Source organism: Chryseobacterium paludis (genome assembly GCF_025403485.1).
In the GTDB taxonomy this organism is placed as follows: domain Bacteria; phylum Bacteroidota; class Bacteroidia; order Flavobacteriales; family Weeksellaceae; genus Chryseobacterium; species Chryseobacterium paludis.
Window position 1 is genome coordinate 4624654 of record NZ_CP099966.1, and the last position, 21398, is coordinate 4646051.

General features: G+C 33.1%; 19 protein-coding genes. 15 read left to right on the forward strand and 4 right to left on the reverse strand.

Annotation, left to right across the window (positions count from 1 at the left end; all coding sequences use genetic code 11):
* The first annotated feature begins 1 nt into the window (after nucleotide 1).
* The 3 genes from NG806_RS21045 to NG806_RS21055 all read left to right on the forward strand — a co-directional run bounded on the left by NG806_RS21045 (nucleotide 2) and on the right by NG806_RS21055 (nucleotide 2581).
* Nucleotides 2–1243, forward strand: a complete 1242-nt coding sequence (locus tag NG806_RS21045) for an amidohydrolase (RefSeq protein WP_261511239.1) — start codon at nucleotides 2–4, stop codon at nucleotides 1241–1243.
* Between the two features lie 280 nt (nucleotides 1244–1523).
* Nucleotides 1524–2042 (forward strand): hypothetical protein, encoded by a 519-nt coding sequence (locus NG806_RS21050; RefSeq protein WP_214832259.1) that lies wholly within the window; start codon nucleotides 1524–1526, stop codon nucleotides 2040–2042.
* Nucleotides 2043–2134: 92 nt separating this feature from the next.
* Nucleotides 2135–2581 carry a hypothetical protein gene (locus NG806_RS21055; RefSeq protein ID WP_261511240.1) on the forward strand — a complete coding sequence of 149 codons (447 nt, stop codon included), beginning with the start codon at nucleotides 2135–2137 and terminating at the stop codon, nucleotides 2579–2581.
* 73 nt (nucleotides 2582–2654) lie between these two features.
* On the opposite strand, the gene NG806_RS21060 is transcribed toward NG806_RS21055, so the two are convergent.
* Nucleotides 2655–3878 carry a hypothetical protein gene (locus tag NG806_RS21060; protein WP_261511241.1) on the reverse strand — a complete coding sequence of 408 codons (1224 nt, stop codon included), beginning with the start codon at nucleotides 3876–3878 and terminating at the stop codon, nucleotides 2655–2657.
* A gap of 30 nt (nucleotides 3879–3908) precedes the next feature.
* Nucleotides 3909–6515 (reverse strand): TonB-dependent receptor plug domain-containing protein, encoded by a 2607-nt coding sequence (locus NG806_RS21065; protein WP_261511242.1) that lies wholly within the window; start codon nucleotides 6513–6515, stop codon nucleotides 3909–3911.
* A gap of 186 nt (nucleotides 6516–6701) precedes the next feature.
* On the opposite strand from NG806_RS21065, the gene NG806_RS21070 reads away from it, so the two are divergent.
* From NG806_RS21070 to NG806_RS21125, 12 genes are all read left to right on the forward strand, one after another.
* Complete coding sequence (locus NG806_RS21070; protein WP_214832248.1) at nucleotides 6702–7379, forward strand: response regulator; 678 nt, start codon at nucleotides 6702–6704, stop codon at nucleotides 7377–7379.
* Between the two features lie 48 nt (nucleotides 7380–7427).
* Nucleotides 7428–8459 (forward strand): sensor histidine kinase, encoded by a 1032-nt coding sequence (locus NG806_RS21075; RefSeq protein ID WP_214832246.1) that lies wholly within the window; start codon nucleotides 7428–7430, stop codon nucleotides 8457–8459.
* Nucleotides 8460–8592: 133 nt separating this feature from the next.
* Nucleotides 8593–9186 (forward strand): plasmid pRiA4b ORF-3 family protein, encoded by a 594-nt coding sequence (locus tag NG806_RS21080; RefSeq protein WP_214832244.1) that lies wholly within the window; start codon nucleotides 8593–8595, stop codon nucleotides 9184–9186.
* A 151-nt stretch (nucleotides 9187–9337) separates the two neighbouring features.
* The gene (locus NG806_RS21085; protein ID WP_261511243.1) at nucleotides 9338–10684 is read left to right on the forward strand and encodes an alpha-amylase family glycosyl hydrolase; all 1347 of its coding nucleotides are present in this window, start codon (nucleotides 9338–9340) and stop codon (nucleotides 10682–10684) included.
* Nucleotides 10685–10815: 131 nt separating this feature from the next.
* Nucleotides 10816–11256, forward strand: a complete 441-nt coding sequence (locus tag NG806_RS21090) for a hypothetical protein (RefSeq protein WP_214832234.1) — start codon at nucleotides 10816–10818, stop codon at nucleotides 11254–11256.
* Nucleotides 11257–11460: 204 nt separating this feature from the next.
* Nucleotides 11461–12255 (forward strand): thymidylate synthase, encoded by a 795-nt coding sequence (locus NG806_RS21095; protein ID WP_214832228.1) that lies wholly within the window; start codon nucleotides 11461–11463, stop codon nucleotides 12253–12255.
* Nucleotides 12256–12290: 35 nt separating this feature from the next.
* Entirely contained in the window at nucleotides 12291–13172 is an 882-nt protein-coding gene (locus NG806_RS21100) for a hypothetical protein (RefSeq protein WP_261511244.1), read from the forward strand.
* A gap of 59 nt (nucleotides 13173–13231) precedes the next feature.
* Nucleotides 13232–14551 (forward strand): serine hydrolase domain-containing protein, encoded by a 1320-nt coding sequence (locus tag NG806_RS21105; protein ID WP_261511245.1) that lies wholly within the window; start codon nucleotides 13232–13234, stop codon nucleotides 14549–14551.
* Nucleotides 14552–14555: 4 nt separating this feature from the next.
* Complete coding sequence (locus NG806_RS21110) at nucleotides 14556–14786, forward strand: hypothetical protein (RefSeq protein WP_214832222.1); 231 nt, start codon at nucleotides 14556–14558, stop codon at nucleotides 14784–14786.
* On the forward strand, nucleotides 14786–17296 hold the full coding sequence (locus NG806_RS21115) for a M1 family metallopeptidase (protein WP_261511246.1): 2511 nt from the start codon (nucleotides 14786–14788) through the stop codon (nucleotides 17294–17296). Before NG806_RS21110 ends, NG806_RS21115 begins: the two co-directional genes overlap by 1 nt.
* Before the next feature lie 148 nt (nucleotides 17297–17444).
* Nucleotides 17445–18773 carry a hydroxymethylglutaryl-CoA synthase family protein gene (locus NG806_RS21120; protein ID WP_261511247.1) on the forward strand — a complete coding sequence of 443 codons (1329 nt, stop codon included), beginning with the start codon at nucleotides 17445–17447 and terminating at the stop codon, nucleotides 18771–18773.
* Nucleotides 18774–19014: 241 nt separating this feature from the next.
* Nucleotides 19015–19404, forward strand: coding sequence for a hypothetical protein (locus tag NG806_RS21125; protein WP_261511248.1), 390 nt, complete (start codon nucleotides 19015–19017; stop codon nucleotides 19402–19404).
* Nucleotides 19405–19468: 64 nt separating this feature from the next.
* Here the strand turns inward: NG806_RS21125 and NG806_RS21130 are convergent, their stop codons facing one another.
* Together NG806_RS21130 and NG806_RS21135 are read right to left on the reverse strand one after the other, a co-directional pair.
* Complete coding sequence (locus NG806_RS21130) at nucleotides 19469–20404, reverse strand: alpha/beta hydrolase (RefSeq protein ID WP_261511249.1); 936 nt, start codon at nucleotides 20402–20404, stop codon at nucleotides 19469–19471.
* 49 nt (nucleotides 20405–20453) lie between these two features.
* Entirely contained in the window at nucleotides 20454–21377 is a 924-nt protein-coding gene (locus NG806_RS21135) for a helix-turn-helix domain-containing protein (RefSeq protein ID WP_214832212.1), read from the reverse strand.
* Nucleotides 21378–21398 lie beyond the last annotated feature (21 nt).

Genomic DNA, 21398 nt, shown 5'->3' on the forward strand with positions numbered 1-21398 from the left:
TATGAAGTCAGAATATCAATCTATCGGTACAGGAAGTTATACATTAAAAAATGTACGTCTGGAAACAGGCTTTGAATATGATGATAAAGAGGTTGTCAGAACAAAAACAGCTCTCTTTTGTATTGAAATTGAAGCCGGAAGAATAAAGGCTGTCAGACCTAATGATGTACATTCAAAGGGGATTGATGCAAAAGAGTTTTTGATGCTTCCTGCATTCAAAGACATGCACGTGCATTTAGATAAGACTTTATATGGACTGCCCTGGCAAGCGCTTTCACCGAAAAGAAAAACGGTAAAAGACATGATTACTTATGAGCAGGAGATTATCCCTGAACTTTTAAAGACCTCTGTTGAACGTGCAGAACAATTGATTTCTTTGCTACAAGGTTATGGGACAAGTTTTGCAAGAACCCATTTCAATATTGATCCTACTTCTGGATTAAAGTCTTTAGAAAATTTAGAAAAAGCTTTAGAGCATAAAAAAGATTTCTTCAAAGCTGAATTGGTTGCTTTTCCACAACATGGATTGTATTATACGGATTCGGCTCCTCTGATGAAAGAAGCCGCAGCATTAAAAACTGTTGATTTTATTGGAGGCTTAGACCCATATAGTATCGATGGAAGTATTGAAAAGGTGATTGATTTTACCGTTCAATTGGCTTTGGATAATCAAAAAGGAATTGATATTCATTTACACGAAGTCGGCGAGTCAGGAATCAAAACAATCAATTATCTAATTGATAAGGTGATTGAGAATCCACAACTTAAAAGAAAGACTTTTGTCAGCCATGCTTTTGCTCTAGGGCATCTTTCATTAAAGGAAACAGAACACATTGCAGAAAGATTGGCAATGGCTGAAGTTGGAATAGCTTCTTCCGTTCCATTCAGGGGAACAATTATGCCAATTCCAACATTGAAAGAATATGGAGTCAATGTTTTAATAGGTAATGACAACGTACAGGATTACTGGAGTACTTTCGGATCAGGAAATATGCTGCAGAAAGCCAATTTAATTGCTGAGCTCTATGGTTATGAAACAGAATTAGAGCTTTCACGTACTTTAGAGTTTGCTACCCAAAATATTCTCCCATTAGATGAAAAAGGAACTCAACAGTGGCCTAAAGGAGATGATGAAGCTGATGTGGTTTTCGTAGACGCAAGCTGCTCTGCAGAAGCTGTTGCAAGAATATCTGAAGTAAAAGGATTTATGGCTCAGGGAAATTTACTCTGGAAAGAGGATTAATATATTTTTTAATACTTGTTTTTGTAATCAAGCACCTTTGGGAATTAATTTCCGAAGGTGTTTTCTATTTTATGTTGAATGAAATTTGGTTAATATAATTTTAATATTAATTTTACGTAATAAAATGCGTTTATTATTTAAGAATAAAATAAATTCGCACAGTTATTTCAGAGCAGTGATGCTGTGGAAAATATTAAACACTATCGCACAAAAATTTTTTATGAAAAACTATTGTTTCACCTTCCAAAATTTTGGAGAGGCTAATAAATAATTATATATCATGAACTATTTAGAAGTAGATTACAAACAAATTCTTTTCTTTTATGCTTTTTTGAGACAGGTGGATTTGTCACTGGATAGAAGCAGATGGACCTCTTTAAAAGAACTTCAGGATTACTATCAGGATAGAATATCCCCTGAACAGATGATTAGCTATCTAAAGATAAAGCTTAATGTTCCTGATGGGAATTTTAATCATTCAACTGCACAGGCTGAGAACAGTAAAAGTAAGTTTAAATTATTTTCCAAAAAAGCGCTTCTTTCTGAGGAAGAGATGGTTAACCTTTATCAGCTGCTGTCATTATTTGATGAATGCCTTAAATCTGGTCAAGAACAGTATACCATAGAAACAGAGGGTCTAAGAGTGGATATAGCAAGATTCTACTCATTACTATTAGAACCAAAAATTGCTAAAAGCGACTTAAAGAAAGTAATTACCATAGAACATTACGGACAAAACAGATTGCTAAAAGCAAAGGAATTAAAAAATGTGATTCCTAAGGATTTTCTTACGACTTAATTTATACGATAAAATATGACGAAACTATATTAATAAAAAAGCAAAGATCATCCAAAATAGAGAGGTATTGAATATTATTCAATACCTTTTGTGTGATAAAAATATACGAGATTATTCTGGTGGAAGAGAAAATAATTTACTTACCCAAACTACAATACAACTGTTATTTTCTTGGTGATAGCTGGAAGGTTGTTTATAAAGAAAAGGTACAGAATATTAGTGTTAATTCATTTTATGGCTATCCATTCTATATAGTATTTGAAAATATAGAAGCGGTAAGTGAGCAATTGAGAATGCTAACTAAGAAATATCATGTTTTACTTTCAGATATTTTTCCTATAGAATTAATATTAAAAGATATGGTGGAGAATAAGCAAAGTTATTGGTTAAATCTATTTGTTGATTTTATTCTTGAAATGAATTATTTAAATGAAAATATTGCGAAAATTTTAACTGAAACTAAGAATAACAGAAACTTTACTCAGGTACTTAGACATAAAATAAGGAGAATCATACTTCTTAATAAGTATGAATATTAATAAAAGAAAAAGCCATCAGAAAATTATTTTCTGATGGCTTCTTTCAATTTGATATGAGAAACTAATTACTTAATTATTGTAATCCAGCTAAAAGGTTAACACCATCTACAGTAGCCCAAGCTCCTGCAACTAAAGATACTTTTGTAACCGTTGTAGAGTTAGTGAAAGTCTTAGCTCCGTTTGGAGTATATGCGTACCCCCAAACTCCAGCGTTGTCAGAGTTTAAATATGTAAGTGGGGAAACTACTACCTTACCATTGTTTACTTGGTTTGTTTCAGTTGCAGCATCTTGAATAAGAACTGAGTAAGCACTCTTACCACCCATATTTTTGTATCCGCTGATGTATACGTTAGAGAAAATACCTGTTCCTTGTCTCTTAAACTGGATTGCAGATATCTCTACTGAACCAGCAACTTCTGGATTAGTATTTGTATCCCTAATCAATGTAATGTTAGAGATTTTTGGCGCAGTATTGTCAACATTTGCAGAAGCTTCTATTTCCATTCCAAAGTTTCCTGTTCCTGTCTGAAACGCATACCAGTTTGTATTGTTTTGTCCACTCCAAGCATCTTGCCAGTCAAAAGAGTCATCGTAGTTACCATAAGAAACGATATTCTTAGCACTTACTGTACCTCCAAAGAACTCATAACCATCATCAGTTCCTTTATAAGAAACAAGGTTTTCTAGAGTTGTTCCAGCACCCACAGCATAAAATGTCATAGAGTTAGTCTCAGACGTACCATCGTTAATTTTCTTACCACCATATTCAACTCGAACAAATTTCATTGTCCCAGAATTATGATTTGCATCATTTCCACCATAGTATACACTATTTCCGTCTTCAGATAAAGCTTGGGATAATCCATTAACAGCTTTGATCGGAGCATTTCCATACAGTGTAATTCCACCCCAATCTCCTGGTGTTTTTGTTGTAGTTGTAAATACGATTGGTTCAGCTGCGGTTCCAACAGCATTTATTTTTCCATCTTGCAATATCACTAAACTACTTGATTTTGTTGTTACTACATTAAAAGTGGCACCAGCTTCAATTGTAATAGTAGCACCATTAGTTATTTTTACAATACCATCTAGTGTGTAATTTCCTTTCTTAATTAATATATCTTTTGTAATTGTTCCGGAAAGTGTTCCACTGCCGCTAAGTACACTTTCAGTCGTACCTGGGGTATTTACTGTTCCATTACCATTGTCTCCGTCATTAATATCAATAGTACATGAAGACAATGTTGCACTCAATACCAGAGCTAAGGAAAATAAAGTTAAAAGATTCTTTTTCATTTTATAGTAAGATTTAATTTTTATAATTTTTTAAAATGTATAGCCAACTGTGAAATTAAAATTGACTCCGTTGAAATAACTGTTTAGAGCATAATTATCATTAGTTTTTACTGGATAATAATTATTATCACCTAATTCAACACGATATTTACTGTTTAGAATATTTTGAATTCTGAATTTTACATTCCAGTTTTTATCAATTTGATTTTGATAAACAAAGTCTAATTGATGAAATGGTCTTTCATAATAATTGTCTGTTCCAGATCCCCCAACAGCATAAACCTTTGATCCAGAAACATTATAGACTAGAGAAAGTGTACTGCTAAGGTTTTTAGAATTTTTATATTCATATTTTAAGTCTCCATTGATTGTATATGGAGCAGCCCCTTGTAGTCCTCTTTTATGAAGATTATCATCGTTAAAGCCAACAATACCTGGTCTTTCAGTATTTAGCTGCTCGTTGCCTCTTGTGACATCTGAATACATAAACGTTGCATTAACTCCAAACGTAAACTTGTCCAGCGCATCTGAAATTCTTCCTAAACTTAGAATGCCTTCTAATTCTACACCTGCAAGATTTGCTTTTTTGGAATTATAAAAGGTAGTAACAAGACCACTGGCATTTCCCGACGGTGAAATAGATCTTTCAATAGCTTTATCGATTCTTTTTGCAAATAGATTCACAGCAAACATTTCTTTACTGGTTGGAAAGTATTCCCACTTAAGGTCTATATTATAGTTTTCGCTATTTTGGATAAATTCATTACCACGAACAGAAGAGTTATCTGGATTTATATACTCAATTGGCATGGTTTCAATAAGTATTGGACGTGTAATTGTTTTGCTTAATGAAAGTCTTAAATTATTTTTATTATCTAGTGCTTTTTTAATTGAAATTGAGGGTAAAATATAAGTTTTATTCGATGTTATATTTCTGCTTTTTTGCCCATCTGAATATCTAATGATTCTCATGTCATTTTCAGCCCTTCCACCTATCAAGATATCCCAACTATCATTTGGCTTATAGTCAAAATTAGCATAACCTGCATTTACAAATTGGTAGATATTAGATAAGTATGCATTGGGATTACTTCCTTCTTTATAATATAACTTGTCATTTTGAATTGAGTTATCTAAAGTAGATTGCAGCTGGTCAATATTAATAAAAACAGGATTATTTATACCTTTAGGTTCTCCAAAAATAAATCGATACGAGTTTTTTCTGATATCAGAAAATCCATTATATCCAACTGATAATTGCATAGGATAATCTTTTCGCTCACCCTTATTACCAAGTAAGACTGAATATTCTCCAAATGCTGACCCATAAAACTTACCATCAACATCTAAATATTGTCTGATAAGGTTATTAGCACCATAAGAAAATGCAGCATGACTATGGTCTTCAGGATCACTAAGTTCAAATATTTTTCTATCTGGTTGGCTATAATTATTAAGTACATAACTTCCACCAACTTTAAATAAATGACGTTCACCAATTTTTTGAGAAGCAGTTAATTGTAAATTTAAGAATCTTGATATATCCTGTTGATTGGTTCTAAAAAAACGTATGTCTTGTACGCTAAAATTTTTGTAACCTGTAAAATCTTCGATGATATTGGCTGAATTTTGAAGATAGATTGCATTTAAATTAATATTAGTCCCTTTATTTTTATACGCAGCTCCAAGTAAAACTGAGGATTCAAGTTCATGTACATAACTCTTTTTCCATAAAGAGTTACTTAACTCTATAATTTGTCCGTTATCTCTAAATTGATTATTATCCCCTTCTCTATATGAATATTTTGAACCTTGATTTAAAGAGAATAAAATTCCTATATTTCCAGTTTCGCCAGCCTTTACTTTTTGAACAGTTGTAAATCCTATACTTGTGTTAGGTAAAGATTTGATGTTATCAACATTCCATGAATCTTTAAAAGAATTTAATGATTCATCTTTTGAAAAGGCATAAGTGTTAGGTCTGAAATTTCTAACCTGACTAGGAAGTCTTCTATTTCTGGAATTCAAGCCTAAATAACCTTCAAAACCTTCTGCGCCTTCAGATACCTTAAAGTTATCTCTGAATGTACTTAATGTATTTACACCAACACTAAATTCAATTTTTGAAAATGACTTATCAATCGTTAAGGTTTCAATATCAAAAGTGGCTCCGGCGAAATCACCGTAAAGGTTAGAGTTGAATGTTTTGTAGATATTTAATTTACCTACAACATCGGTTGGGAATTGCTTTAATGCAATGATTTTTTGGAATGGGTTGTTGGAAGGAGATCCTAGTCCGTTTATTAATAGATAGTTGTATCTTTCTTCAAGACCTCTTACGAAAAGTCCTCTTCCTTCAACTGTAGTGATTCCGGTTACTTTCGTAAGACCTTGTTCTACGTTAGAGATTCCTTTTCTGGAAATTTCCTCGGCGCTTACAGCTTGTTTCTGGATAATTGCCTTTTTCTGTTCTCCTAATACAGCAGTTTCAGTTTTTTTATTGCTACTACCCTGGATGACAACACCTTCGATCTTTTTCTCTTTCTTGATGGTATCTTGCCTGGTATCTTGAGCATAAAATGCAGTCGATGAGGCGGTTAAAAATATAACCGCTATACTAACTTTCTTAAAATTCATTTTATTTTACTATATTCTTTCGCTGCAAAGAAATAAAAGTTAATCGGTCTTAATGGTTTAGTTTAATTTAATTTTTTCTTAACTAAACATTAACAAAACGATATAATTGTTAACTTTATATGAACGATAGATGATTTGTTCATCTGTGGTATAAAAATTATTAACTTTGACTCGTAAAAATTGAAAATGAACCAAAAGAAAATACTCTTAATAGACGATGAACTGGATATTTTAGAGATTCTGTCTTATAACCTGGAAAAGGAAGGCTACGATATTTATACCGCTACCAATGGTAACGAAGGAATAGAAAAAGCTAAAGAAATTATTCCGGACCTTATATTACTGGATGTGATGATGCCAGAAAAAGATGGTATCGAAACTTGCCAGGAACTTCGCAAAGTTAAAGAACTTCAAAAATCATTAATTGTTTTTCTTTCTGCAAGAAGTGAAGAATTTTCTCAATTAGCCGGTTTTCAGGCAGGAGCAAATGATTACATCGTAAAACTGATCAAACCAAAAATTCTTATTTCTAAAGTAAACGCCCTATTACAATTAACATCTCAGGTTTCTGACAATGCTAAATTAATTGAAATCGGAGACTTAATTATTGATAAAGATAATTTCAGAGTTTCTAAAGCTGGGCAGCAGTTTTTACTTCCAAAAAAAGAATTTGATCTGCTTTATCTTTTAGCATCTAACACTGAAAAAGTTTTCAAAAGAGAAGAAATTCTAGAGAAAGTTTGGGGTAATGATGTTATCGTTGGTGAAAGAACGATCGATGTTCATATCAGAAGATTGAGAGAGAAATTAGGAATTAATACCATTCAGACTCTAAAAGGAATAGGATATAAGTTGATCGTTTAATAACGAAATATCCTACCTTTACCCTACTAACCCATAAAAATTGTAAAATTGAAATTTTACAGGCTCACTCTTGTCGCATCATGTTTAATAACATTGGTGATGTTCTTATTGGTGATCATTTTTGATTCACTGAAAGATATTTATTATAAAACTCCTTTTTTCAAAATAGGACTTATCCTTTGTCTCGTTATTATCTTTATTGTTAATTATTTAGTCCTTGAATTGCTGTTTAATTACTACGGTAAAAAGCAGGTTCGTGGGCTTTCACAGCTTTTACCACAGGAGATTGTAAATAACAATGATGAAAATATTACCATTAAAGAATTAGGAGAAAGGTTTTCTGATCTTAATCAGCAGAAAGTTTCTGAGATCGATATGATGAAGGAAATGGAAAGCTATCGTAAAGAATATATTGGAAATGTTTCTCATGAGCTCAAAACGCCATTGTTTTCCATTCAGGGATATGTGGAAACCCTAAGAGATGGTGGGGTAGATAATTTAACCATCCGGGATAAGTATCTGGAAAGAATAGATATTTCTGTTGAAAGACTGATTGCTATTGTCACCGATCTGGATATGATTAACAGACTTGAAGCAGGAGAAATTAATCTTACAGTTTCAAGATTTGATGTGAATCTTTTGATAAAAGAAATTTTTGACCTTCTGGATCTTGAAGCTGAAAAACATAATACAACATTACAGATTCAAACCCTGCATCCACAGATTTTTGTAGAAGCAGATAAGCAAAAGATGTCTCAGGTTTTTATCAATCTGGTTTCCAATGCTATTCATTATGCTAACAGACAGGAGGCAAAGGTTGTTGTAAAAACAAGTGTCCTGAAGAACAAAGTCTTAATCGAGGTTATTGATAATGGGATGGGGATAAAATCGGAAATCTTACCAAGAATTTTCGAGAGATTTTATCGCGTAGAGACAAGTAGAAGCCGAAGAGAAGGTGGCTCTGGCTTAGGTTTGGCCATTGTAAAGCATATTCTTGAAGCCCATAAAGAAAATATTACAGTTGAAAGTGTGTACCTTGAAGGGACAAAATTCAGTTTTATGCTTGAAAAAAGCAAATAATCCTGGCAAAATGTAAGGAAAAAAAATATTTTAAAAAATCTTGAAATATTTTTTTGTGACATGTCATTTATTATATATTTGCAACAGAAATTTATCATAATAAATAAAGGCAAAAAGTAATTTAAAGACTGATATGGTTTACAAAATCCGCGTAATATTAGATGCGAAAGAAGATATTTTCCGTGATATCGAAGTAAAGGGAAAACAGACACTATGGAATTTACATCTAGGAATTAAGAGTGCGTTCAGCTTGCAAGGAGATGAGCTTTCAACTTTTAATTTACTGGAAGAAGATGGTACGATAGTAAAAAGTGTTCCACTAGAGGATATGAGTGATGATGGTGATGGCGAAATTATGTCAGATGTATATATTGATGAGGCTTTTGCAAAAGAAGGGGATAAAGCTCAATTCCAATATGGACTTCTGGATCTTTGGGAATTCTTCTGTGAGCTTGTTGAAGTAATTGAAGAAACAAAAGGAGTTAATTATCCAATTACAGTATACCGATTTGGAAATGTTCCTTTAAAAGCACCAAGTAAAAGTGGAAATGGGGGTGCATCTAAAAAGAAATCGGCTATGCCTCTGATGGACGACGAATTCAATTTTGACGATGATTTTGGAAGTGGTGATAGCTTTGCTGATGAAGATGACAACTTTGATGATGAGGAAGAAGAAGACTATAACGATGATGTCTTCGATGAGGAAGATGATAATGAAGAAGTATAAGATTTATACACTATTAAAAATATACAGTCCTGGATTTATATCCGGGACTTTTTTATGCTTGAACCTAAACAAAAGATAGAACAATAAATTTGCTTTTCTGCTTTTTATATTAATCATCCGAACAATTCCTATTTTTGTTAAAACGGGATTAATGAAAAAAATAATTTTATTAGCAATTATTGGCTTAGGAATTGTTTCCTGTGCTATACAAAATACAAATAAGACAATGGATTTACCCAGAGATTGGAAGCATTCTACTAATATTTATGAAGTCAATATAAGACAATACACTAAGGAAGGAACTTTTAAAGCATTTGAAAAAGAAATGCCGCGCCTAAAATCAATGGGAGTGAAGGTACTCTGGTTTATGCCTATTACTCCAATTGCCCAGCAAAATAAAAAAGGAAGCTTAGGAAGTCCTTATGCAGCTGCAGATTACACTTCTATTAATTCGGAGTTCGGTACAATCAATGATTTCAATCATATGGTGAATGAGGCACATCGATTAGGGTTTAAGGTGATCATCGATTGGGTTGCCAATCATACAGGGTGGGACCATATCTGGACAAAAACACATCCTGAATTTTATTTAAAAGATCCTGATGGAAAGTTTCACATTGCTTCAGGAATGGATGATATCATTGAACTTGACTATAAAAATCAAGAGATGCGAAAAGCAATGATTGATGCAATGAAATTTTGGGTTAAAGAAACAAATATCGACGGTTTCAGATGTGATCTTGCTTCGTGGGTTGAAGTTGATTTCTGGGTGCAGGCACGTCCTGAAGTGGAGACCATCAAACCGCTTTTCTGGTTAGGCGAGTTTGATGAATTGGAAAGTCCCGAATATGGAAAGGTTTTCGATGCGAGTTATTCATGGAAATGGATGCACACATCTGAAGACTATTATAAGAAGGATCTTCCATTACAGGATTTAAAAGACTTGCTGATTAAATATTCTAATATTGGAGACTCTTCAATGCGGGCATGGTTTACCAGCAATCATGATGAGAATTCATGGAATGGAACAGAGTACGAAAAGTACGGAGTCATCACCAAACCAATGGCTGTTTTCTCAGCAACATGGAATGGTATTCCTTTATTGTATTCCGGACAGGAGCTGCCTAATATGAAACGATTGGAGTTTTTCGAAAAGGATGCTATAGAATGGACAAACAATTATCAGGTTGCAGATTTTTACAGGACATTATTGGAGTTGAAATCTTCAAATTCGGCCTTAAGAGGTGGGGATGCAAACGTTATAACCTATCTTCTGAATACAACTGCTAATGATAAAATTTTAGCCTATATCAGGAAGAATGATAAAGATGAGGTTTTAGTTATTTTAAACATGTCAAAAGAAGATGTAAATTTCAGTATTCAGGATGAAAACCTGTCAGGAACATTTAGAAATGTATTTGATGGAACAAAAATGGACTTTAATACAGGTAAAGATTTTAATTTTAAAGTTTCTGATTACAAAGTGTTTGAAAAATGAAATTTTAAGCCATTGAAATTCTGGCTTAAAATATAAAAAAGATTGATTATATTTAAGTTTATAATACCAATAGAAGCGGGCTCCGGCCTGCTTTTTACATCAAGTAAATACAGGATCTAGTTAATTGTAAAATGAATAAGAAAGAAATATTAAATATTATAAAAACAAAACTCTCAGAGAGAATTCAAAAGTTTGAAACCCTAATTGCTGAAACCCGGGCCTCAAATAATGAAACCAAGAGTTCAATGGGGGACAAGTATGAAACCAGTCGTGAAATGGTTCAGCAGGAAATCAATAATCTTCAAAGACAGCTTAATGAATCTTTAAATCAGCAGACTATTCTTCAGAAAATAAGTTCAGATGAATCTTCCAAAGTACAGAACGGAGCATTAGTGAAGACCGATAAAGGATTGTTTTATATTTCCGTACCTGTTGGAGAAATTGTATCTGAAAATCAGAAAATAATGACCGTTTCTGTAGAATCTCCGCTGGTAAAAGCAATGTTTGGCAAGAAAATAGCAGAGAAGTTTGATATTAATAATATTGATCAAACTATTGAAAATATCTGGTAAATGATGAAATTTTAACGATAAACTTCTGTATTTCTTCCCTTGTCATTGAATGACAAGAGAATCATATATCATAATCATATTTTAATAAAATATGATCAAGTAATTGATAACAAAGCATTCACGATATTGAACTTTTTTTTATGATATATGATAATAGATTTTCTCTCATATTTTTCTAAATTTGAACCATAAAACAGTTTCAAAATGCAAAATTACTTAGACCTTTTACAGCATATCCTGGATAATGGAACAGACAAAACAGATCGAACAGGAACCGGAACAAGAAGTGTTTTCGGATATCAGCTGAGATATGATTTATCAAAAGGTTTTCCCTTGGTAACAACCAAGAAGGTGCATTTGAAATCTATAATTTATGAATTACTATGGTTCTTAAAAGGAGATACTAATGTTCAATATTTAAATGATCATGGGGTAAGCATCTGGGATGAATGGGCCAATGAAAATGGAGATTTAGGTCCCGTTTACGGAGCACAATGGAGAAGCTGGAGTGGAGCAGATAATAAGATAGTGGACCAGATTTCAGAGGTAATTGATCAGATCAAAAAAAATCCGGATTCCAGAAGGCTGATCGTTTCTGCATGGAATGTAGCAGAAATTCCAAATATGGCTTTAGCACCTTGTCATGCATTATTTCAGTTTTATGTAGCAGACGGAAAGTTATCTTTACAACTTTATCAAAGAAGCGCTGATGTTTTCCTTGGAGTTCCTTTTAATATTGCTAGCTATGCTTTATTATTGATGATGGTAGCGCAGGTTTGTGATCTCGAAGTGGGAGATTATGTTCACAGTTTTGGTGATGTTCATATTTACAATAACCATTTTGAACAGGTAAACAGACAACTTTCAAGAGATCCAAAACCACTTCCTACAATGAAATTGAATCCAGAAATTAAGAATATATTCGATTTTAATTTTGAAGATTTTACGTTGGAAAATTACGACCCACATCCGGGAATTAAAGCGCCTGTTGCGATTTAATGACTTTCTCTAAAATTTCCATTATCCTAATTTCTGTGATTTTTCTTTTTAGTTGTAAAAAAGAGAAAGATCCGGTTTATTCTGAACTTTTAATAGAAAATTGGGATAATTCTAAAGATGCTGTTTTTGATACATTGCGAGTGCCCCAGCATTTGAGAGATATCGTTAAACATATTTCAATAATCAATACCTATCAAACTGGGGACATAGGGAAAGGAACAGAAAAACCTGCCAATGCTGAAAATTTTAAAAAATTAGTTGAGCTGGCTTCGGAAGACGAACTATTATCACTAATTAATAATAAAAACATAACTGTAGCTGTGTATGCCTCAGTGGGACTTTTAGAAAGAAAACCAGAGCTTATTGACAAAGTGTTTTCGAACTTCTTAAATCTAAAAACTAAAGTTCATACAAAATATGGTTGTATAATTGGGGATCAGAATCCTGCAGAACCTTTATATCGCAAATATCTTTATGCTATACCCGGGAAGAACGGGCAATCTGATCAGTTGTTGAAAAAGCTTGATAGCATCATTATTTTTAATCCAAATTCGCCGAGAAGCCTTTTACTAGAGGTATTTAGATATAAAAATTATCCTAAAAATTACCGAAAAAGAATTGAGACTTTAGCTTTTAAAAATCATGAAATTTTTGCGGCTATTTACCTAAGTCATTGGCATAAAGGGGACTATATTGATGCCTTGCAAAAGGAATTCATCTCAATCATTAAAAATGATACTTTAGTTGGTATTTCAAAGGATATATATCTAAAAGAACTGCTGTCTTTCAGAAATCCCTCAAACAAAGAATTTATTCTTAATTATATTAAAAAAGATACCCTTTTCAGTGATGAAATTGAAATCAGAAGAGAATTAGAAGCAAATGATATTTTTCCTGATGAATATCCGACCAGATAAAGGTTTAGATATGTAACAAGTCCCTTTCTTTCACTACTTATTAATGAAATGTCATTAGTATGTTGAAAAAAATACTTTTTTGTGTTTCTATTGGAGTTTTCAGTTTAAATTTCGGTCAAAATATTAACAAAGAAAAACTTGATAGCTACTTTAAAACTTTAGACAAAGAGCATAGAGTAATGGGTAGTTTTGCCATTGCAGACCATGGAAAAGTAATCTACACCAATACGATTGGATTTTCCGATGTTGAAAGTAATAAAAGAGCTGATATCAATACCATTTACAGAATAGGCTCTATAACGAAAACTTTCACAGCAGTTTTGATTATGAAAGCAGTAGAAAGTAAAAAACTCACTCTCGACACCAGACTAAGTCAGTTTTTTCCTCAAATAAAGAATGCCGAAAAGATCAAAATAGAATATCTTTTAGATCACAGAAGTGGAATTCATAACTTCACTGATGATGGTCTGTATATGACCTACTATCTGCAGCCCATTTCACAGGAAAAACTCATCGATATTATTCAGAAAGCAGGTTCGGATTTTGAACCGGGCAGTAAATTTAGTTACAGTAATTCAAATTATTCTTTACTCGGCTTTATTTTAGAGAAAGTTTATAAAAAATCTTACACTCAGTTAATTGAAGAATACATCACCGCACCCTTGCAATTAAAATATACTAAAGTAGGTGGCAAAATAGAGCCTTCGAAAAATATGGCTAATTCATATACTTATCAAAATAATAATTACGTGAAAAGTCCTGAAACAGATATGTCTGTCCCTCTTGGTGCAGGAAACTTAGTTTCTACCCCCTCCGAGCTAATCACCTTCATGGATGGTTTAGTTTCAGGGAAGCTTATTTCAAAAGAAAGTCTGGGAAAAATGCGTAATTTTAAAGAACATTACGGTTTTGGATTGACTGAAGTTCCTTTTGAAGGGAAAATGGGTTTTGGACATAATGGAGGAATCGATCATTTTAGTTCGGTAATATCATATTTTCCGGATGGTGAGAAGTCTTTTGCAATGATTAGTAATCAAAGTAATTTTGGAAATGAAAATATTTCTACAGCAGCTTTGAGTGCTGCCTATGGAAAAGATTTTGAAATTCCGAGTTTCACAGTGATTAGTGTTCCTGAAAATGAACTGCAGCAATTTATTGGAACTTATGCCACGAAAGAGATGCCTATGAAAATTAATATTTTTGTTAAAGATAAAGTATTAATGGCTCAGGCAACAGGGCAAGGAGCTTTTCCTTTAGAAGCAACTTCCAAAACAAGTTTTAAATTTGATACAGCTGGAATTGTCATTGATTTTAATCCAGCCAAAAAGGAATTTATACTCTCGCAGGGTGGTAATAAAATTATATTTGTAAAAGAATAACACAATGAAATATTTAAAAATAAATACAGATCAAAAAATAGACCTCGAACTATTACAAAATGCCATCCTTCAATTGAAGGGCGTAGATTCAGTAGAGATCATTGATGAAGAAAACCCAGAAAGTGAACTTAAAAAAGCTTTTGCTAAAACTAAAGAACAGCTTAAAAAAGGGGATTACGAAACATTAGTCAATGATATTTTCGAGATAATAACTAAAAATAATTCTAAAAAATAATGAAAAAGGCCATTTTATCGATTGCTTTATTAGGAATTTTCTTTTCTGCTCATGTATCAGCACAAACTGAAACGTCAGGAAGAGAAAAAGTATACAGAGCAACACACACTAAAGTAACGGAACTAAAACATACCAAACTTAAAGTAAATTTTGATTATCAGAAAGAACAGATGGGTGGTGAAGAGTGGCTTACTGCTTCACCTTATTTTTATCCCACAAATCAATTGGTTCTGGAAGCTAAGAGTATGTTGATTCATGAAGTGGCTTTAGATAACAACGGTAAAAGATCTCCTTTAAAATATGAATATAAAGATGATGTTTTAACTATTAATTTAGATAAAACATACCAGAAGGATCAGGATTATACGGTTTATATTAAATATACATCGCGCCCAAATGAAGTAAAACAAGAGGGTAGTGCAGCAATTAATGATGCAAAAGGGTTGTATTTTATTAATGCCCAGGGAAAAGATCCTGATAAACCAATTCAGATCTGGACTCAGGGTGAAACCGAGTCTTCTTCAGCTTGGTTCCCAACAATTGATAAACCCAATCAGAAAACCACTCAGGAAATTTATATGACCGTTCCTGATAAATATGTTACCCTTTCCAATGGAATTTTAAAAGACTCACAGAAAGAATCAAATGGACAGAGAACGGATCACTGGGTTATGGATAAAAGACATTCTACTTATCTGTTTTTTATGGGAGTTGGAGATTATGCTATCGTAAAAGACAAATGGAAAAATATTCCGGTGGATTATTACATAGAAAAGGAATATGAACCTTATGCAAAACAGATCTACGGAAATACTCCGGAGATGATCGAGTTTTTCTCTAAGAAAATGGGTTATGATTACCCTTGGGCAAAATATGCGCAGATTTCCGGGAGGGATTATGTAAGTGGAGCTATGGAAAATACTACGGCAACACTTCATGGAAGTGATATCTTACAAAAACCGGGACAGCTGATTGATGAGAATAAATGGGAAGATACTATTGCTCACGAATTATTCCACCATTGGTTTGGAGATCTTGTGACAGCAGAAAGCTGGAGTAATCTTACAGTAAACGAATCTTTCGCCAACTATTCAGAGTACTTATGGAACGAATATAAATATGGTAAAGATCAGGCAGATTATCATCAGATGAGCGATGTGAATATGTATATTCATAATCCTACTGATTTTAAGAAAAATCTTGTTCGATTTAATTATGATTCCCGTGAAGATGTTTTTGACCTTGTAACCTATCAGAAAGGTGGTGGAATCCTTCACATGTTGAGAAATTATTTAGGGGATGATGCATTCTTTGCCGGAATGAATGATTACCTGAAGACCAATGAATATAAAAATGGGGAAGCACATCAGCTAAGACTTTCTTTTGAGAAAGTTTCGGGAAAAGATTTGAACTGGTTTTTTAATCAGTGGTATTTTGGTAGCGGAAATCCAAAGTTGAACTATTCTTATACATTTGAACCTGTTAAAAAGCAGGTTACTTTGGTGATCAACCAAACCCAGGATCAACTATTTGAATTCCCATTGGCTCTTGATGTATATGATAACGGAAAACCTAAAAGATATAATGTCTGGGTAAATGCTGAAGGTAAGAATACATTTAATTTTGATGTTTCAAAAACTCCTGATTTGATCAATATCAATGCTGATGGAGTATTGGTGTCTGAGATTACAGAGACAAAAACTCCTGAACAGAATTTAATGCAATTCACAAACTCTAAAGAATTTAAGAGCAGATATAGTGCATTGAAAGCAATTAAGGATCAGGTTGGTAAAAATCCGGCTGCAACAAGGTTATTGTCTGCTGCTTTAAAAGATCCTTACTTCAGGGTACGAATGAAAGCATTGGAATTAATGGATCTATCCAATCCTGAGCAATCAAAAGCTTTAGCTGCGGATGTGGAAAAATTGGCAACCAATGATCCAAAAACTTTAGTGCAGGGTGCTGCTGTTGCTGCTTTAGCAAAAACAAAGGATAAGAAATATATTCCGATTTTTGAAAAAGGAGTGAATGCTGTTTCTAACTCAGTAAAAGGAAACTCTCTATCAGCATTAGTTACTGTTGATCCTTCTAAAGTTAATACATTAGCAGATAAGATTGATTTAAAAGGAGCTTCCGATGATTTATTGGCACAGTTGCTACCTATTGTGGTCAAAAATAAAGTAACTTCTCAAATGGCTAATATTGCTCCTATTGCAGCTTTTTATCCATTTATTAAATTCCAGAACCCGGAATTAGGAAAGTCTGCAGAAGACGGCTTCAACTGGATCATGACTTCAAATGATCTTAAAGCTACAGAAAGCATTACCAAATTGTTGGGGCAGGCAAAAGGTCAGGTTGCTCAAAATCCTCAAGCTAAGATGATGATCTCTCAAATGTTGAAAGATGGTCTTAGTAAAAAAATGGAATTATTGAAGCAAAACCCACAAAATGCAGCAAGCATTAATAAGCAAATAGATGCCATAAACAAAAGCATCGAAGATTATAAATAAACTTGTAATTCCAGCTAATAGAAAAGCACTTCCATTGTGAAGTGTTTTTTTTGTTTTCGGAAATATTGTGGTTGATTTTTAAAAACAAGATAATATAAGAGTAATAAAACGGGTGCTTTTTTTTAAATTCGTATAAAATTTGAATACTATGAGTTTTGGAATAGAAGCGGCGAGTTACTATGCACCTTCTTTATATTTGGAAATAAAAGATTTAGCTGAAGTAAGAGGAATTGAACCTGCAAAATTAGAAAAAGGTTTAGGATTAAATAAAATGGGCTTTCCTGATGTTCATGAAGATGCAGCTACTTTTGCCGCCGAGGCGTTATTGAAATTAATAAGAGATTACCATCTTGACCCTAAAAATATAGCTAGAATTTATCTGGGAACTGAAAGTGCATTAGATGCTGCGAAGCCAACAGCATCTTACGCAATGCAGATGGTTGAAAAAGTGCTGGAAAAAGATTATGGTGAAAGGTGTTTTAAAAACTGCGATGTGGTTGATATGACATTTGCTTGTGTTGGCGCTGTAGATGCACTACATAATTCTCTGGATTTTGTAAGAGTAAACCCTGATAAAAAAGCAATTGTTATTGCCAGTGATTATGCAAAATATGAATTGGCTTCTTCTGGTGAATATACGCAAGGTGGAGGAGCGGTAGCTTTATTAGTTTCTTCCCAACCGGATCTGTTAGAAATTGAAAATCTATGGGGAGTAGCCACAGAAAGTGTTTTCGATTTTTTCAAACCCAGACGTCACTATAAAAAAGAAAATCTGAAAGATGCCCCGGAATCCTTTTCTGATAAGATAGAAATATTCACGGATGAACCTGTTTTTGATGGACAGTATTCTAATCAGTGTTATCAGGATCGGATCAGAGAAGCTTATCATCATTATAAAGAAATTAGTGGCAAGGATAAACCTTATACAGACTGGAGGTATTTGATCTTCCATCTTCCCTATGCATTTCATGGTAAAAGGGTGTTTACAGAAATTTACAGTTTAGAAAATGGCCTGAGCTACGAAACTCAGGAAGACCAAAAGGCAGTAGCCAAATCTGAAAGTTATCTACAATTCATCAATGAGAAAATTGAAAAGACACAACGTGCATCTTCAGAAATAGGAAATATGTATACAGCATCCATCTTTATGGCATTACTCTCTGCTTTACAAACTTCTTATAATGAAGATGAAGATCTGACAGGAAAAGAAATAGGATTTCTAGGCTATGGAAGTGGATCAAAATCTAAAGTATTTACAGGAAAGGTTTCTGCAAACTGGACAAAAGTTGTTTCCAAATGGAATTTATTTGAAAGCTTGAAAAATAGAACTCCAATTAATTTCGAAATCTATGAAAAACTACATAGAAAACAATTGGACCAATCCATTAATCAAAATTATAAAGGGTTTGGATTAGACTCAGTTGAACTTGAAAATCCATTATCGAAAGGAGCGAGATATTATACCTATCAGAGCTAAGTTATTATTTAAAGTACTCATTAAAAACATCTCTATTCAGAGGTGTTGTTTATGCAGAATACAATTGTGCCTGTAAAAAGAGGATTAAGTTAGTGCGGGACGTTTCAAAGGATGGCTAAAATTTATGTATTATCTGTAAATGTTGAAATAGACGCTGTTCCCGATATAGATGTTAATTTTAACAGAACAATGTCAGCTGATAGATTTATTAAATTAAAGTCAATATTACAAAAATAAGATTATGAATTATTATTATGCAATCATTGTAGTTGTTTTATGCATTCTACTCACTTTTAGTTGTACAGATAAAAAGGATAAAAGCCTCCGTGATTTTAATGATTATTCTTTTGATACTCTATTGAGTGGAGAAGGATTGTATAATATTGGATATGAATTCAATATAGATGGGAAATATTATGTAGACAAAAAGTATAATTTTATTTATCAGACTCAAGATTTAAATAATAAAAATATTTTAATTCCAAATACTTTTTCAAATAATCAATTTCCTATTTATTGGAGAGAAACTAATCTTCCTTTTAGAATGATAAAAAAAGCTAATAGTGACACTTTGATTATTATAAAGGATAATAAAAAGTTCATTTTTAAAAGGAAAAAAAATGTTAATTAAAAGTTTAAAACCAGTGCTTTGTACTGGTTTTTTAATAATTCTTTAAAACACTTGAAATAAAGTATTATTTCCCAACTTCAATCCAGCTCCTAAAAAGCCCCGGCCACGCCGCCACCTCACTCCCTTTCTTCCCCATTCCCCAACCATGCCCACCATTCTGAAACAACTGCATTTCAACAGATACATTTGCTTTCTTTAAGGCATTATTCATTAGTGTACTATTCTCCACAGGAGAAATAGGGTCATCAATTGCCTGAGCTAAAAAAGTTGATGGAGTCTGAGCATTCACTTGTCTTTCCACTGAAAATGCAACTTCTTCAGAAATAGAAGGATTAGTTCCAAGAATACTTTTAAAAGCGTGGGTTTTATTATTGGGTGGAAGCATTGAAATAACCGGATAGATCAATCCTACAAAATCTGGTCTTGCGGATAGTGAATCTATAGCATCGATGGGTGTATAAAATTTTTTATTAGGCTGTGTTGCGATCATTCCAGCCAGATGTCCTCCTGCTGAAAACCCTAGAATTCCTATTTTGTGAGGATCAATTTCATAGTTTTTAGCCGAGCTTCTGATCAGTCGCATGGCTCTTTGAGCATCCTCAAAAGGAACATTAGTAGTCTTCCAACCTTCTTGTGGTAGCCTATAAATAAGTTCAAAAGCTGTAATTCCTTCTGACTGCAACCATTTCGATGTTGGAGTACTTTCTTTTCCTAATTCAATATGAGCATACCCGCCGCCACTGATGACCAATATAGCTGTACCGTTTGGGCTTTCAGGACGATGGACAATTAATCTTGGTGTAGATATATTGGTAAGTGATCCTTTATAGGTTATTATTTCTGCTCCTCTTGTACCGGGTTGATCGGGTATTCTATTTTTTGGCCATAAAGAGATCTGCTGTAAATCAGAGGAGATCTGAAACTTTCTTCCGGAAGTTTGAGAATTGTACATATTGCTTAAAAAAAGTAATAGGCTGACAGTAATATTTAAAAGTTTCATACAGCGTATTTCTAAAAGATAAAGAAGAAGTGATAGTAGTGCTATTAATTTAATCAAAAAAAATAATCTTATTCTGATAGCTCTTAGGTGTCACACCCACCAATTGTTTAAATACCCTTGTAAAATAATTGGTATCCGAAAAACCAGTTTGATAAGCGGTCTCTTTAATACTGTTTTGACCAGCCAGTAACTCTTTTGCTCTGTTGATTCGTTCCTGAAGAATGAAATCATTGGGCGAAGTCCCTAATTCATCTTTAAACATTTTAAAAAAGTTCGATTTGCTGACATAAGCCAGTTTTGCAATACTGTCAATGGATAATTTCTGATGAAGATTTTTTTTGATATAATCTACAGCAAAACCTATCCTCGATTTATTTTTAGCAATATTTTTCTCCACCATACTTCTGGCTTGAGTTTGCATGAGTCGTATCAAAAGTTCTTTTAAAGCAAAGTCCGCCATAATATCTTTTTGAGAATTATCATCCATGGCGATTCTCATAATGTTGTTGGTAGCAGACGCAAGAGATTTATTGTTAAAAAGAAAATATTCGTCCAATTGAATATTCCATTGGGAAGTTTCATCTACTTTAGGCAGAGTATAATTTAAATGATTGAGCGAATCTTCTATAAAATCAGGATTTAAACTTAAAGAAATACATTGTGAGGGCGTTTCATCCGCTTCAGGAAAATCAATAACCATTGTTTCTCCCGGAGCAACTAATATACTTTCCCCTGGAAAATAATCAAAATAGCCTGTTTTGTTTTCCAGCTTCATGTGTTTTTTTCCTCTCAACATAGCCGTAAAAGCAATGGTGTCAAAATGAAGTTTTACATCAAAGGCTGCTTTATGGGTTTCATAGATGCTAAATTCACAGTTGTTTAGATTGAATTTCGTTTGATTTTCAACTAGGCTCATCAGCTGATTTTCTTTTTTCAGTTCAGGAGTATTTAATAAAAATTTATTATTATTCATTTCTAAACATGTTTAAGGCCC

Bases quoted from the DNA above. Each gene is read 5' to 3' on its own strand.
- NG806_RS21045 (WP_261511239.1), top strand. From the start codon at position 2: ATGAAGTCAGAATATCAATCTATCGGTACAGGAAGTTATACATTAAAA.
- NG806_RS21050 (WP_214832259.1), top strand. From the start codon at position 1,524: ATGAACTATTTAGAAGTAGATTACAAACAAATTCTTTTCTTTTATGCT.
- NG806_RS21060 (WP_261511241.1), bottom strand. From the start codon at position 3,878: ATGAAAAAGAATCTTTTAACTTTATTTTCCTTAGCTCTGGTATTGAGT.
- NG806_RS21065 (WP_261511242.1), bottom strand. From the start codon at position 6,515: ATGAATTTTAAGAAAGTTAGTATAGCGGTTATATTTTTAACCGCCTCA.
- NG806_RS21070 (WP_214832248.1), top strand. From the start codon at position 6,702: ATGAACCAAAAGAAAATACTCTTAATAGACGATGAACTGGATATTTTA.
- NG806_RS21080 (WP_214832244.1), top strand. From the start codon at position 8,593: ATGGTTTACAAAATCCGCGTAATATTAGATGCGAAAGAAGATATTTTC.
- NG806_RS21085 (WP_261511243.1), top strand. From the start codon at position 9,338: ATGAAAAAAATAATTTTATTAGCAATTATTGGCTTAGGAATTGTTTCC.
- NG806_RS21090 (WP_214832234.1), top strand. From the start codon at position 10,816: ATGAATAAGAAAGAAATATTAAATATTATAAAAACAAAACTCTCAGAG.
- NG806_RS21095 (WP_214832228.1), top strand. From the start codon at position 11,461: ATGCAAAATTACTTAGACCTTTTACAGCATATCCTGGATAATGGAACA.
- NG806_RS21105 (WP_261511245.1), top strand. From the start codon at position 13,232: ATGTTGAAAAAAATACTTTTTTGTGTTTCTATTGGAGTTTTCAGTTTA.
- NG806_RS21110 (WP_214832222.1), top strand. From the start codon at position 14,556: ATGAAATATTTAAAAATAAATACAGATCAAAAAATAGACCTCGAACTA.
- NG806_RS21115 (WP_261511246.1), top strand. From the start codon at position 14,786: ATGAAAAAGGCCATTTTATCGATTGCTTTATTAGGAATTTTCTTTTCT.
- NG806_RS21120 (WP_261511247.1), top strand. From the start codon at position 17,445: ATGAGTTTTGGAATAGAAGCGGCGAGTTACTATGCACCTTCTTTATAT.
- NG806_RS21125 (WP_261511248.1), top strand. From the start codon at position 19,015: ATGAATTATTATTATGCAATCATTGTAGTTGTTTTATGCATTCTACTC.
- NG806_RS21130 (WP_261511249.1), bottom strand. From the start codon at position 20,404: ATGAAACTTTTAAATATTACTGTCAGCCTATTACTTTTTTTAAGCAAT.
- NG806_RS21135 (WP_214832212.1), bottom strand. From the start codon at position 21,377: ATGAATAATAATAAATTTTTATTAAATACTCCTGAACTGAAAAAAGAA.